Here is a 13,070-nt window from a genome sequence, read left to right on the forward strand (position 1 = left end):
GGCCCCAGGGACGGAAGCGCGATCGTAGCTGTTCAGCCCCGGTGCCCGTGGCGGGCCGGCGCTCGTGCGGTCAGGAGCGCCGGCCGTCGAACGGGGTGTCAGGCGGTCGCGGGCTCCCCGGCCACCGCGGCCTCGGGTGCGGCGGCCTCCGGCTCGGTCTCTGCCAGGTCGCTGCCCCGGGTCTCCCGGCCGCAGACCACCGCGAGGACGGTGATCGCCGCCGCGATCGCCACGTACACCGCGATCGGGGTGGAGCTGCCGTAGTCCTTCAGCAGCGCGGTGGCGATCAGCGGCGCGGGCGCGCCGGCCGCCACCGAGGCGAACTGGGCGCCGATCGACGCGCCCGAGTACCGCATCCGGGTGGCGAACAGCTCGGAGAAGAAGGCGGCCTGCGGTGCGTACATGGCGCTGTGGAAGACCAGTCCGACGGTCACCGCCAGCAGCAGCGAGCCGAACGACCTCGTGTCCACCAGCCCGAAGAAGACGAACGCCCAGATCCCGACGCCCACCGCTCCGGCCAGGTACACCGGCTTGCGGCCGACCCGGTCGGAGAGCGCCCCGAAGAGCGGGATCAGGGCGAACTGGACCGCGGAGGCGATCAGCACCGCGTTCAGCGCGGTCTGCTTGGGCAGGTGCACCTGGGTCACGGCGTAGGCCAGGACGAACGTGGTCATCACGTAGTACGAGATGTTCTCCGCCATCCGCGCGCCCATCGCCACCAGCACTTCCCGCCAGTGGTGCCGCATCACTGCGACCAGCGGCGGCTGCTCGGGCCGGCGCTGCGAGGCCTTGCGCGCCTCGGCCCGTGCCAGCGCCTCCTTGAACAGCGGGGACTCGTCCACCGCCAGCCGGATCCACATCCCGACCGCCACCAGCAGCGCCGAGAGCAGGAACGGCACCCGCCAGCCCCAGGCGAGGAAGGTGGCATCGGACTGCACGGTCGTCAGCAGCGACAGCACGCCCGCCGCCAGCAGGTTCCCGGCCGGCGCGCCGCCCTGCGGCCAGGACGCCCAGAACCCGCGCCGCCGCTGGTCGCCGTGCTCCGAGACCAGCAGCACCGCGCCGCCCCACTCGCCGCCGAGCGCGAAGCCCTGCACCAGCCGCAGCAGGGTCAGCAGCACCGGCGCCGCCACGCCGACCTGGTGGTACGTCGGCAGCAGCCCGATCAGCGTGGTCGAGCCGCCCATCAGCAGCAGGCTCACGACCAGCAGCTTCTTGCGGCCGATCCGGTCGCCGAAGTGCCCGAAGACCAGTGCGCCGAGCGGCCGGGCGGCGAACCCGATCGCGTAGGTGAGGAAGGAGAGCAGCGTCCCGGTCAGCGGATCGCTCGCCGGGAAGAACACCTTGCCGAAGACCAGTGCGGCGGCCGTGCCGTACAGGAAGTAGTCGTACCACTCGATGGTGGTGCCGATCAGGCTGGCACCGACCACCTTCCACAGTGGTGAGCCCGGTCTGGCGGCGGTGGGAGAACTGGCCATGGGGGTCGAGCCTCTCGGACGGGGGACGGGAGGGGGAGGGTCAGTGCGCGGTCCAGCCGCCGTCGACGGGGAGGCTGGCGCCGGTGATGTAGGAGGCGTGCGGGGAGCAGAGCCAGACGGCGAGCTGGGCCACCTCGTCGGGCTCGATCAGCCGCTTGACGGCGGTGCGGTCGAGCATGATCTGCTCCACCACCTCGTCCTCGCGGATGCCGTGCGCCAGTGCCTGGCTGGCGATCTGCCGCTCGACGAGCGGGGTGCGGACGTAGCCGGGGTTGATGCAGTTGCTGGTGACGCCGTACGGCGCGCCCTCCAGGGCGACCGTCTTGCTCAGCCCCTCCAGCGCGTGCTTGGCGGTCACGTAGGCCGACTTGAACGCGCTGGCGCGCAGGCCGTGGACGGAGGAGATGTTGACCACCCGCCCCCAGTCCTGCTCGTACATGTGCGGCAGGGTGCGGCGCAGGATGCGGAACGGGGCCTCGACCATGACCCGCTGGATCAGGGTGAAGCGTTCGAGCGGGAACTCGTGCACGGGCGCGACGTGCTGGAGGCCGGCGTTGTTGACCACGATGTCGGCGTCGTCCGGCAGGCCCTCGACCGCCTCCGGGTCCGAGAGGTCGGCGACGTGGGCGACGCCGCCGATCCGCTCGGCGACCTCCCGGGCTGGGTCGGCCGCGAGGTCGACGACGTAGACCCGGGCGCCGGCCTCGGCGAAGGCCTCCGCGCAGGCCCGGCCGATGCCCGAGGCGGCCCCGGTGACCAGGGCCGTACGGCCGTCGAGCGGGCGGGCTGAAGTGGTGTCCATGGCCGAGAACGGTAGGAATCCCGCGGCCCGGCTCCTATGTGGTGGTGGCCTACAGCAATCCGGTGAACTGTGGCGGTCACCACTACGACGGTCGATCGGCGGTTCGGCCACCCGGAGCCAAACCCATTCTGTCCGGGCTTCCCCACAATGGGCGCCGATGCTTCACCCGTTCGGAGGATTGCTCGGCCAGAACCACCCATAGCGCCCGAATGCTCGCTACATTCGCGCCGATTCCCGACAGGGGGCGCCGCCACGGGCAGCCGAAGTGCTGGTGGAGCCGGTGCGGCGTCCGAGAGGTGTTGACTGACTATGCCCCAACGGCCTGCAACCGACAGCCCGGCGTACGGACCGCTCGACCCGCTCGACCAGCACAGGGGTCCGGTCGACCGGGCCCTTCCGGACGCCCCCGACGCCCCGACCGCCGACGAGTTGCGAGTGCCCGTGCAGATCACGTCCGTCACGCCCGAACGGCACCAGAGCCCCGCCGCCCCGGACGACTCCGTCCCGGACGGCTCCGCGGCGCCGGCTCCGCCCGCACCCGCCGCACCCGCCGCACCCGCCGCGCCCGCCGCGCCCGCACCGCCCCCGCCGACGGCCGGCCACTCCGGCCCGGGCCCGCAGAACGGCCAGCTGGCCGCGCTGATCGAGGAGGCCGGCTTCTCGCACGCCGGCCTCGCCCGCCGGGTCGACCAGCTCGGCCTGGAGCACGGCCTCGACCTGCGGTACGACAAGACCTCCGTCACCCGCTGGCTCCGCGGCCAGCAGCCGCGCGGCGCCACCCCGGCGCTGATCGCCGAGGTCTTCACCCGCCGGCTCGGCCGCCGCCTCACCGCCCAGGACCTCGGCCTGGACGCCTGCGCGCCGGTCTACGCCGGCCTGGAGTTCGCCGAGACGCCGCAGGAGGCGGTGGACATCGTGGCGAGCATGTGGCGCAAGGACAACGGCCCGCAGTCCGAGCTGCGCCGGATCGCCTTCACCCCGGCCGGGCTGGTCGTCCCCAGCCGGGACTGGCTGATCGGCCGGACCGACGAGCGCGTCGCCCGGGACGGCTCCACCCTGCCCCGGCCGGACGCGCCCGGCGCGCCGCCCGCCGCCGCGCCGGGCGCGTCCGCCGCACCCCCGGCGCGCGGATCGGCGTCCGGGCCCTCCGGTGCGCCCTCGCCCCGGCCACCGGCTCCGGCCGCGGCCGCCGGCCAGGCGTCGACCGCGCTCGGCCGGGTGCCGACCCAGAGCCGCCGCCCGCCCGTCGCCGTCGAGCCGCCGTACACCGACCCGGCCCGCGAACAGCGCCCGGCGCTGCGGGTCGGCCGCGGCGACATCGCCGCCATCCGCGCCGTCGGGGACCTCTTCCGCGCACTGGACCACGCCTACGGCGGCGGCCACGCCCGCCAGGCGCTGGTCCGCTACCTGGAGAGCGAGGCCGAGCCGATGCTGCGCGGCCGCTACGGCGAGCAGATCGGACGGGCGCTGTTCGGCGCCGTCGCCGACCTGACCAGGCTGGCCGGCTGGACGTCCTTCGACATCGCCGCGCACGGCCTGGCGCAGCGCTACTTCGTCCAGGCGCTGCGGCTCTCCCAGGCCGCGGGGGACCGCCCGCTCGGCGGCTACGTCCTGGTGACGATGAGCCAGCAGGCGGTGCACCTCGGCCACGGCCGGGAGGCCGTCCAGCTGGCCCGGGTCGCCCAGCAGGGCGTCGGCACCGCGGTGCCGGCCACCGTGCAGGCGCTGCTGCACGCCGCCGAGGCGCGCGGGCACGGCCTGCTCGGCGACGTCCGGGCCTGCACCACCGCGCTGGTCCGCTCCGAACGGTCGCTGGCCGCGGCCCGGGCCGGTGACGAACTGCCCTCCTGGGCGCGCTACTTCGACGAGGCGCAGCTCTCCGACGAGTTCGCCCACTGCTACCGGGACCTCCAGCAGTGGCGGACGTCCGCCCAGCACGCCGAGAAGTCGCTGCGGCTGCGCTCGCCCGCCTACGCCCGGAGCCGGATCTTCTGCCGGCTGGTCCTGGCCACCGCCCGGCTCGGCATGGGCGACCTCGACGAGGCGTGCACCATGGCCACCGACGCCCTGCGGGCGGCCGGCGAGATGCGCTCGGCCCGCTCGCTGGAGTACGTGCGGGACTTCCACCGCCGGCTGACCCCGTACCGGGGCAGCCCGGTGGCCCGCGCCTTCGAGGAGACGGCCCGCCAGGCGGGGGTGATCTGAGGCGGGCGCAGCGGTCCGGCGGACGACTACCAGCTCTCGGCGTTCACCCGCGGCCGGTCGCCCTCGGCGGCCGGCGGGCGGACGTCGCCGCGCAGCCGCTGCGCCAGCAGCGGGAAGAACAGCACCGAGAGCATGCCCGCACCGACCAGCGCCGCCGCGGTGGACGAGGGCAGGTGTCCGGCGTCCACCTCGATCGTGGTGATCACCACGACCAGCGGCAGCGCCGTCGCGGCGTAGAGGCCGAGCGCGCCCCGGTCGCGCCGGCCGAGCCCGGCCGGGGCGAGGAACGCGGCGGGCGCCCCGCGCACCGCGAGGAACAGCAGCAGGAAGCCCGGGACGAGCAGCAGGGTGCCGGGGTCGCCCAGCAGCGCGTCCAGGTCGAACTTCATCCCGCTGACCACGAAGAACACCGGGACGAGGAAGCCGAAGCCGATGGCCTCCAGCTTGGCCTCGATCACCTCCTCCTCGGCCTCGGGCACACCGGAGAGCAGCAGGTGGGCGACGATCCCCGCGGTGAACGCGCCGAGCAGCATGTCGAGGTCGAGCCAGAGCGCGGCGGCCACCATCGTGCCCAGCACCAGGATCACGGTCCGGACGGCGAACTGGCCGGAGGTGCGCAGGGTCCGGCGGATCAGCCGGGTCACCCAGCCGGGCCGGGGCCGCCGGGCGAAGGCCACGGCGACCGCCGTGATCACCGCGAACACGCCGAGGATCAGCGCACTCCTGGCCGGGGTGTTGCCGCTGAGCAGGACGGCGATCGCGATGATCGGTGCGAACTCGCCGACTGCGCCGGTGGCCATCACCAGCGAGCCGAAGGGGGTCGGCAGTTCCCCCGCGTCCCGCAGGATCGGCAGGATGGTGCCGAGCGCGGTGGTGGTGAGCGCGAGCCCGGCGAAGGCGCCGTCGAGCGGGACGTGGTTGGCCAGCGAGCCGATGCCCAGTGCCACCACCAGGGTCACCAGCCACGCGGCGCCCGCCCGTTTGAGCGGGCCGCCGCGCAGCCTGGCGAAGTCGATCTCGTACCCGGCCAGGAACATCAGCATGGCCAGGCCGAACTGGGAGATCGCGTCGACCAGGCCGTCGACGTGCACCCAGGCCAGGCCGTCCGGGCCGATCAGTACGCCGAGCAGGATCTCGAACACCACGGTGGGGACGGCGATCCACCGCAGCAGCCGGTCGGCGATCAGCGGTGCGGCCACCGCGGCGGCCGGGACGAGGATCAGGGAGAGCGGCTCGGCCTGGAAGTCGGCGCTCACCGGGCGGCCGGCCCCTGGCAGGGGACGGAAACCCTCCGAATAGCGGTCATATCGGCATACTGGCACGGGCCCGGCTGCCGCCACGGCAGCCGGTCCGCGTGTTCACGCCCTCACGGGCCGCGCCCCGGGTGCCCCTGGAACGAGCCTGCGGGCCGGTCCGACGGCGACCTCGCGGCGCCCCGGGAGGAGCCCGCACGCCCGCCCCCAGGAGGGGCCCGCGAGCGTCCGGCGTCAGGCGGCCGCCTCGGCCTCCCGGGCGCCGGACGGCAGTCCGAGGTCGCGCACCACGGCTTGCGCCGCCCGCCGGCCCGAGACCAGCGCGCCCTGGGCGGTGCTGGTGTCCCGGTGGTCCCCGCAGACGTACAGCCCGGCCAGCAGCCGCACCGGGCGCCGGCTGTTGTGCGGCGGCGGCATGGCCGGCACCGCGTCGGGGACGTGGCGTACGCTCAGGAACTGCCAGCCCCGGGTCGGCGCGCCGTACAGCTCCGCCAGCCGCGCACGCACCGCCGGTTCGAGCGCGGCCGGCCCGCCGGCGTCGAAGGAGCGCCGCCCGAGCACCGTGGTGGCGACCAGTGCCTGGCCGGCCGGGGCGTACGAGGGGTGCAGCTCGCTGAGCACCACCGAGTGCGAGACCAGCGGTGGCTGCCCGCCCGGCAGGTCGCCGTCCAGCAGCAGGACGGGCTCGCCGATCGGTGCCCGGTCGGCCGCGTGGTAGAAGGTCGTGACGGGGTGGAACCCGGGCAGCCGCAGGCCCGGCAGCAGTCCGGCGGCGGACCGCGCACCCGTCGCCACCACCACGGCCTGGGCGCCGATCCGGCCGTGCCCGACGGTCTCCACACCGTCGGCCGCGATCGAGGTGACCTGCACCCCGGTGCGGACGGTCCCGGCGGGCAGGCCGGCCGCCAGCTGGGCCGGCACGGCTGCGATCCCGCCGGCGGGCAGACAGAGCCGGCCGCGCGCGTAGCTGCGCAGCACCAGGTCGGCGATCCGGCTGGAGGTGCCCAGGGCCGGGTCGCTGAGCAGGGCGGCGAGCAGCGGCCGCAGGAAGCCGTCGACGGTGCGCGGGGCGAGGCCGCGTTCGGCGAGCGCACGGGCGGCGGTGGTCTCCGGCCGGGCCTGGAGCCGGCCGGCCGGGGTGGCGGCCAGCCGGCTGAGCCAGCTGCCCAGCCGGGCCTTGTCCAGCGGACTGCCCAGTGGTGCGCGGGTGGTGGCCTGCCGGGCGGTGGTCAGTTGCGGGTCCCCGGCGCGGTACCGGCGGCCGCCGCTGTGCACGAGTACGCCGGGCGCGAGCGGGCGCAGTTCGAGGCGGTCCAGGTCGAGGACGCGGCGCAGTTCGGGGTAGGCGGTGTTGAGCAGCTGGCTGCCGTGGTCGAGCCGGAAGCCGTCCAGTTCGCGGGTGGCCATCCGGCCGCCGACGCGGTCCGTGGCCTCCAGGACGTGGACGGTCAGTCCGTGGCCGGTCAGCACGCGGGCGGCGGTCAGGCCCGCGAGTCCGGCGCCGACCACGACGACGTCCGGGTCGGACTGACGGCGGGCGCGGCGAGTGAAGTCGTACGTGGGCACTGGCGTGCTCCCTCCCTGGTCCCGGAGCTTCGGCCGACGTAGGCAGCGGGGTGCCGGGACACGGTCCGACGATGTGATGCCCAGTCAGTAAGAGCATCAGACAAGTGCATCGGGCCGTATCCGGGGCCCGGGGAGGGTGTGGCCGCACGGGGTGGGGCGCCGTCACGGACTGTGTGCCCCAGCGGCCGGGATCGGGGGTCGGCGGGCGCGTACGGTCACCGGGGGCGTGCGACGCGCCCGCTTCATGCTCCCGTGCGCCCCCTGTCGGAGCCCCGACCGCCCCCTGTTCGGCATATGCCCCTGGCCGGGGCCGCCGCCGGGGCGGGCGTACGCGGGCCCACAACGGCCCGCCGGCCCGCCGGCACACCAGGACCGGCAGGACCGGCAGAGCCCGCAGGGCCCGCGGACCCCGCAGGCCCAGCCCCCGCGCGCCCGTCCCGCTACAGCGCCGCCCGTACCGCCGAGTCCACGTCCGGGTGCTCGAAACGGAAGCCCGCCTCCAGCAGCCGCTTCGGCACCACCCGGTGGCTGCCCACCACCTCGATCGCCAGCTCGCCCAGCACCGCCTTCAGCACGGCCGTCGGCACCGGGAAGGGCGTCGGCCGCTTCAGCACCCGCCCGAGCGCCTCCGTCAGCTCGGCGTTGGTCACCGGGTCCGGCGCGCTGAGGTTGAACGCGCCGCTCAGGTCGTCACGGTCGATCAGGAACCGCAGCGCCGCGACCTCGTCCGCCAGCGAGATGAAGCTCCAGTACTGCCGGCCGTCGCCGAGCCGCCCGCCGAGGCCCAGCCTGAAGAGGGGGAACAGCCGCTCGCCGGCCCCGCCCTCGGCGGAGAGCACCAGCCCGGTGCGCGGGTGGACCACCCGGATCCCGGCCCGCTCGGCCGGCCGGGCGGCGGCCTCCCACTCGACGCAGACCTCGGCCAGGAAGTCGTCCCCGGCGGGGGAGGCCTCGTCGATCACCGCGTCCCCGGTCTGCCCGTACAGGCCGACGGCCGAGCCGCTGACGAGGACCCGCGGCGGCTCCTTCAGCCCGGCCAGTGCGACGGCCAGCGTCTCGGTGCCGAGCACCCGGCTCTCCCGGATCTCCCGCTTGTACGCGTCCGTCCACCGGTGGTCGCCGACCCCGGCGCCCGCCAGGTGCACCACCGCCTCGACCCCGGCCAGCCCGTCCCGGTCGACCTGCCCGAGCAGCGGGTTCCAGCCGATCGCCGTCGTCCCGTCCGGCTGCGGGCCGGTCCGGGAGCGGTGCCGGACCAGCCGGACCACCTTGTGGCCGTCCGCCAGCAGTGAGCGGACGAGTGCCGAGCCGATCAATCCCGTGGAGCCTGTGACCGCGATTCGCATGGGGTCATCCTCGCAGTTCCCGGTGGCTGTAACTCCGTGTACAGCCCGGAGGTCGCTGATTAGCATGACGCGCATGCCCGACGAAGATCTGATCATCCGCCCCGCGCAGCCCGAGGACGAGAAGGAGCTCTCCGAGCTCAACCGCGCGGCCTGGTCCTGGCTGAGCGAGGTCGCCCCGCAGCCGCCGGAGGGTGACGGGGTGTTCGACGAGCGCCACACCCCGGACCAGTTCACGCTCGCCCTGCTCGACGGCCGGATCGTCGGCTACATCCGGGTGGTCCGGCCCACCCCGCTGGTCAGCAACCAGCACGTGCGCCAGATCCAGGGCCTGGCGGTCGACGCCTCGGTCCGCGGCCGGGGCCTCGGCCGGGCGCTGGTGGAGGCGGCCTGCACGGCCGCCCGGGAGCAGGGCGCCCGCCGGATCACCCTGCGCGTGCTCGGGCACAACGCCCCGGCCCGCCGCCTCTACGAGGCCTGCGGCTTCGTCGTCGAGGGCTCGCTGACCGAGGAGTTCCTGATCGACGGCCAGTACGTGGACGACATCTGGATGGCCCGCTCGCTGACGGCCTGAACCGCCCGGCCCCGGGCCACCCGCCGGGCCGGGGCGCCGCGCCGCCGGTCACGCGCAGGCCCGCCCCCGGACGGCCCGCACGGGGCGGCCCGCACCGTGCGCACCACCCGTGCCACGGCCCTGACGACCCGCCGGAACCCGGGCACGGGTGGTAGCAGAGTCGTGACACACCCAACCTGTCTGGAGTAGCGCCACGCCGGGTACCGTACGGCCGTGAGCAACTCGACGCCTCCCGGGTGGTACCCGGTACCGGGTGCGGACGGCACGGCCGGTCATGAGCGCTGGTGGGACGGCGCCGCCTGGACCAGCGACGTCCGCCCCGTCCAGGCGGGCGGCGGCGGGCTCGCCGACGCCCCGACGCAGGTCTCCTGGCAGACCCCGCAGCAGTCGGCCCCCGCGCAGCCGCCCGCGTACGGCTACGGCGCCCCGCAGCAGGGCACGCCCGGGTACGGCTACCCGGTGCAGAACCAGCCCGGCTACGGCTATCCGCAGGGTGGCTACCCGCCGCCCCCGACTCCCGGGGGGACCAAACCCGGCGTGGTCATCGGCATCGTGGCCGGGGTGCTGGCCGTGGTCGGCATCGTGGTCGCGATCGTGGCCGGCAGCGGCGACGACACCCCGCGGGCGGACCCGACGCCGACGCCGACGGTCACCGTCACGGACACCCCGACCCCGACCCCGACCAAGCGCCCGTCCACCCCGACGCCGACCCCGACGCCCCCGCCGAGCCTGCCTCCGGTGCCGGTGATCAAGGACACCGCCGCCGACACCCAGCACTCCATCACCGTGCCGATATTCCAGGGCTGGGACGCGCAGACCGACACCTCGCACTCGACGGTGTCCCTGGGCAGCGGCCGGTACACCTGCCCGACCGGCGGCTCCTGCATCCGCGGCCAGTTCTCGGTCGAGAAGGACACCATCCCCGGGAGCACGGCCCGGGCCGCCGCCGAGGCGGCGATGCCCACCTACGCGGGTGCGATCTTCGCGGGGATCACCTCGCACACCGACGCCGGCTCCTCCAGCACCACGGTGGCGGGCGTCTCCGGGTACGCGGTCCGCTGGCACATCACCACCTCGGACGGCACCAAGGGCTACGTGCTGATGGTGGCCGTCCCGGCCAAGGGCGGCGGCTACGTGGCCTTCGAGGGCGGCGTGGACGACGCCGCGGGCGCGCCGGACCCGGGCGTCCTCGACCAGATCCTCAAGGGCATCAAGCAGGACGGCAGCGCCTCCGGCTCCGGCACCTGAGGCACGGCCGACCCGGTCCGGGGGGTTCAGTCCCCGTAGCGCTCCCAGAGCTTGGGGAAGCGTTTCGCCATCGCGTCCGGGTCGTCGAAGTCCAGGGCCGCACCGGACGGCCGCGCGGACTGCCGCCCGCCCACCTCGGGCAGCGGCAGCCCGGTCAGCTGCTCGTACGCCTCGTCGGCGGCGTAGCCGAGGTCCTCCGCCTCGCCGTCCTCCTCCTCGTCGAAGTCGGGGAGCAGGTCGGCGAGGTCGTCCGGCTCGTGGAGCCCGCCCTCGAAGACCTCCCGGCCCTGGCCGATCAGCCAGCAGCGGAAGTAGTCGAAGCTGTCCTCGGAGGCGCCGTCCAGCAGCAGGTACGCCGCGGCCCAGAGGTCGGTGCGGTACGCGCGCTGGAACCGCGCCTCGAAGAGCCGGGCGAAGTCGATGACGTCGTCCGGGGTCAGTTGGACGAGCCGCTCCACCAGCCGTTCCGCCTGCTCGTCCGGGTCGCCGTCGGCGGCCTCCCGGGTGTCGTCGATGATCTGCCAGAAGTCGGTCTCGTCCATCACGGCTCCAGCATCCCCGTTCGCCCGCGCCCGCGCATGCGATGGGCCCGCGAAACGCCCGTTCTTCCGATGCCCGGACCGCCGGGCGGTGACCGCACCACCCCGTCCGCCCGCTGTCCGGGCCCGCCGGCCCCGCGCCGGGAAGCGCGGAACCCCGCGTCGTCCGGGGACGACGCGGGGTTCCGGGGTGCTGCCGGGGTGTTGCCGGGAGCCCTACAGGCCGAGCTCGACCTCGAACTCGCCGGCCTCCAGGATCTCCTTCACGGCCACCAGGTAGCGGGCGGCGTCGGCGCCGTCCACCAGGCGGTGGTCGTAGGAGAGCGACAGGTAGGTCATGTCGCGGATGCCGATGGCGGTGCCGCCGTCGGACTCGATGACCACCGGGCGCTTGACGGTCGCGCCGATGCCCAGGATGGCGACCTGGTTCGGCGGCACGATCACGGTGTCGAACAGCGCACCGCGCGAACCGGTGTTGCTGATGGTGAAGGTGGCGCCGGACAGCTCGTCCGGGGTGATCTTGTTGCCGCGCACCTTGCTGGCCAGCTCCGCGGTCTTCTTGGAGATGCCGGCGATGTTGAGGTCGCCCGCACCCTTGATGACCGGGGTCATCAGACCCTTCTCGGAGTCCACCGCGATACCGATGTTCTCGGTGTCGAAGTAGGTGATGGTGCCCTCGGCCTCGTTGATCCGGGCGTTGACGACCGGGTTGGTCTTCAGCGCCTGGGCCGCGGCCTTGACGAAGAACGGCATCGGGGACAGCTTGACGCCCTCGCGGGCGAGGAAGGCGTCCTTGGCCTTGCCGCGCAGCGACATGATCTTGGTGACGTCCACCTCGACCACGCTGGTCAGCTGGGCCTGCTCGTGCAGGGCCTTCAGCATGTTGTCGCCGATGACCTTGCGCATGCGGGTCATCTTGACCGTCTCGCCACGCAGCGGCGACGGCGCGGCGGCGGCCTTCGGCGCGGCGGCCGGGGCGGCGGCGACGGGGGCCGGCGCGGCCTTGGCGGCCTCGGCGGCGGCGATGACGTCCTGCTTGCGGATCCGGCCGCCGACACCGGTGCCGGTGACGGAGGCCAGGGCGACGCCCTGCTCGGCGGCGAGCTTGCGCACCAGCGGGGTGACGTAGGCGTCCCCGCTGTCGGCCACCGGGGCGGCGGGCGCGACCGGAGCCGGGGAGGCCACCGGGGCCGGGGCCGCGACGGGGGCCGGGGCGGCGGCCGGGGCCGGGGCGGCGACCGGAGCCGGAGCAGCCGGAGCAGCCGGGGCGACCGGAGCGGCCGGGGCGACCGGAGCCGGAGCGGCCACCGGGGCGGCCGGGGCGACGGGGGCCGGAGCCGGGGCGGGAGCGGCCGGGGCGGCCGGAGCCGGGGCGGCGACGGGGGCCGGAGCGGCCACAGCGGCGCCCGCGGCGCCGATCAGCGCGAGCTGGGCGCCGACCTCGGCGGTCTCGTCCTCGCCGACCAGGATCTTCACCACGGTGCCCGCGACCGGCGACGGGATCTCGGTGTCGACCTTGTCGGTGGAGACCTCGAGCAGCGGCTCGTCGACCTCGACGGTGTCACCCTCGGCCTTCAGCCAGCGGGTGACGGTGCCCTCGGTGACGGACTCGCCGAGCGCGGGCAGCAGCACCGGGGTGGCGTCGCCGGCCGGGGCGGCCGGGGCGGCCGGAGCAGCCGGGGCCTCGGCGACCGGGGCGGCGGCGACGGGCGCCTCCACGACCGGGGCCGGGGCGGCGACCGGGGCCGGGGCGGCCTCGGCGGCCGGGGCCGGAGCGGCGACCGGGGCGCCCGAGCCGTCGTCGATGACCGCCAGCTCGGCGCCCACCTCGACGGTCTCGTCCTCGCCGACCTTGATCGAGGCCAGGATGCCCGAGGCCGGGGCCGGGATCTCGGTGTCGACCTTGTCGGTCGAGACCTCGAGCAGCGGCTCGTCGACCTCCACGCGCTCACCCTCGGCCTTCAGCCAACGGGTGACGGTGCCCTCGGAAACGCTCTCGCCCAGCGCGGGCAGTGTTACTGAGACCGCCATGGTTTCAGCGACTCCTATCAAGTCTTGCGTA

At 75.0% G+C, this 13,070-nt stretch carries 10 protein-coding genes; 3 read left to right on the plus strand and 7 right to left on the minus strand.

Features of this window, described 5'->3' with window-relative positions:
• Positions 1–98 precede the first annotated feature (98 nt).
• Complete coding sequence (locus C2142_RS27565) at positions 99–1,478, minus strand: MFS transporter (protein ID WP_148645441.1); 1,380 nt, start codon at positions 1,476–1,478, stop codon at positions 99–101.
• Positions 1,479–1,518: 40 nt separating this feature from the next.
• Positions 1,519–2,280 carry a 3-hydroxybutyrate dehydrogenase gene (locus C2142_RS27570; protein WP_148645442.1) on the minus strand — a complete coding sequence of 254 codons (762 nt, stop codon included), beginning with the start codon at positions 2,278–2,280 and terminating at the stop codon, positions 1,519–1,521.
• Positions 2,281–2,589: 309 nt separating this feature from the next.
• On the opposite strand from C2142_RS27570, the gene C2142_RS27575 reads away from it, so the two are divergent.
• A complete protein-coding gene (locus tag C2142_RS27575; protein ID WP_241002809.1) occupies positions 2,590–4,485 on the plus strand; it encodes a regulator in 1,896 nt (631 codons plus the stop codon).
• Between the two features lie 26 nt (positions 4,486–4,511).
• Here C2142_RS27575 and C2142_RS27580 read toward each other — a convergent pair whose 3' ends face one another.
• From C2142_RS27580 to C2142_RS27590, 3 genes are all read right to left on the minus strand, one after another.
• Entirely contained in the window at positions 4,512–5,741 is a 1,230-nt protein-coding gene (locus tag C2142_RS27580) for a cation:proton antiporter (protein ID WP_148645443.1), read from the minus strand.
• Between the two features lie 231 nt (positions 5,742–5,972).
• Complete coding sequence (locus tag C2142_RS27585; RefSeq protein ID WP_148645444.1) at positions 5,973–7,304, minus strand: NAD(P)/FAD-dependent oxidoreductase; 1,332 nt, start codon at positions 7,302–7,304, stop codon at positions 5,973–5,975.
• A gap of 440 nt (positions 7,305–7,744) precedes the next feature.
• On the minus strand, positions 7,745–8,650 hold the full coding sequence (locus C2142_RS27590; RefSeq protein WP_148645445.1) for a TIGR01777 family oxidoreductase: 906 nt from the start codon (positions 8,648–8,650) through the stop codon (positions 7,745–7,747).
• Between the two features lie 73 nt (positions 8,651–8,723).
• Here C2142_RS27590 and C2142_RS27595 point away from each other — a divergent pair, with 73 nt between their 5' ends.
• Entirely contained in the window at positions 8,724–9,221 is a 498-nt protein-coding gene (locus C2142_RS27595; protein ID WP_148645446.1) for a GNAT family N-acetyltransferase, read from the plus strand.
• 213 nt (positions 9,222–9,434) lie between these two features.
• Complete coding sequence (locus tag C2142_RS27600) at positions 9,435–10,469, plus strand: DUF2510 domain-containing protein (protein WP_148645447.1); 1,035 nt, start codon at positions 9,435–9,437, stop codon at positions 10,467–10,469.
• A 26-nt stretch (positions 10,470–10,495) separates the two neighbouring features.
• Here C2142_RS27600 and C2142_RS27605 read toward each other — a convergent pair whose 3' ends face one another.
• Positions 10,496–11,011: a DUF4240 domain-containing protein gene (locus C2142_RS27605; RefSeq protein ID WP_148645448.1), complete on the minus strand. Its 516-nt coding sequence runs from the start codon at positions 11,009–11,011 to the stop codon at positions 10,496–10,498.
• A 213-nt stretch (positions 11,012–11,224) separates the two neighbouring features.
• Positions 11,225–13,039, minus strand: coding sequence for a 2-oxoglutarate dehydrogenase, E2 component, dihydrolipoamide succinyltransferase (gene sucB / locus C2142_RS27610; protein WP_148645449.1), 1,815 nt, complete (start codon positions 13,037–13,039; stop codon positions 11,225–11,227).
• Between the last annotated feature and the right edge of the window lie 31 nt (positions 13,040–13,070).

The sequence above is a fragment of the Streptomyces sp. CB01881 genome (assembly GCF_002953255.1).
Classification (GTDB): domain Bacteria; phylum Actinomycetota; class Actinomycetes; order Streptomycetales; family Streptomycetaceae; genus Kitasatospora.

Excerpts from the sequence above, each read along its gene's own strand:
- C2142_RS27565 (WP_148645441.1), bottom strand. The coding sequence starts at position 1,478 with ATGGCCAGTTCTCCCACCGCCGCCAGACCGGGCTCACCACTGTGGAAG.
- C2142_RS27570 (WP_148645442.1), bottom strand. The coding sequence starts at position 2,280 with ATGGACACCACTTCAGCCCGCCCGCTCGACGGCCGTACGGCCCTGGTC.
- C2142_RS27575 (WP_241002809.1), top strand. The coding sequence starts at position 2,590 with ATGCCCCAACGGCCTGCAACCGACAGCCCGGCGTACGGACCGCTCGAC.
- C2142_RS27590 (WP_148645445.1), bottom strand. The coding sequence starts at position 8,650 with ATGCGAATCGCGGTCACAGGCTCCACGGGATTGATCGGCTCGGCACTC.
- C2142_RS27595 (WP_148645446.1), top strand. The coding sequence starts at position 8,724 with ATGCCCGACGAAGATCTGATCATCCGCCCCGCGCAGCCCGAGGACGAG.
- C2142_RS27605 (WP_148645448.1), bottom strand. The coding sequence starts at position 11,011 with ATGGACGAGACCGACTTCTGGCAGATCATCGACGACACCCGGGAGGCC.
- sucB (WP_148645449.1), bottom strand. The coding sequence starts at position 13,039 with ATGGCGGTCTCAGTAACACTGCCCGCGCTGGGCGAGAGCGTTTCCGAG.